1 protein-coding gene is annotated in these 583 nt (G+C 69.7%); it reads left to right on the top strand.

What is annotated here, in order from left to right; translation table 11 throughout:
* Positions 1–13 precede the first annotated feature (13 nt).
* Positions 14–583: TolC family protein (locus tag AC1DWF_RS36835; RefSeq protein WP_476843371.1), on the top strand; the 570-nt coding region annotated here is incomplete at its 3' end.

Genomic DNA, 583 nt, shown 5'->3' with positions numbered 1-583 from the left:
GGCCTATATCAGCATGATCCAGAACACGGAGCTGCTGTGCCTCAACATCAACAACGAGCAGGTGCTSRGCCGCCAGCTCCAGGCSACCAACGAGCGCTTCCGCGTGGGTGAGATYACCCGCACCGACGTGGCCCAGGCCGAGAGCCGCCTCGCYGGCGCCCGCGCCACCCGCACCCAGTCCGAGGGCACGCTGCAGATCGCCCGCGCCACCTTCGAGCGCGTCATCGGCGCGGCCCCGCAGCGCCTGACCAACCCGCAGCCGCTCGCGGTGCCGATCCGCAGCGCCGCGGAGGCCCAGGCCGTGGCCATCGCGAACAACCCGAACGTGGTGGCGGCCCTCTTCACCGCCGCCTCGGCGCGCGACAACATCGACGTCCAAATGTCGGTCCTGCTGCCGCAGATCTCCGCCAATGCCCAGGCATTCCGGCAGGACAACCAGACCACGATCCACACCCGCCAGACGGGCGGCCAGGCCACCATCAACCTCTCCATCCCCATCTATCAGGGCGGCTCCGAACATTCGGCCGTGCGCCAGGCGCGGCAGCAGGCCCAGCAGACCATCACCCAGGTGGACGAGCAGCGC

The sequence above is a fragment of the Aminobacter sp. P4_D5 genome (genome assembly GCF_056401815.1).
The sequence above is the reverse complement of the archived record's forward strand: the minus strand, read 5'-3'. Positions and strand labels throughout refer to the sequence as shown.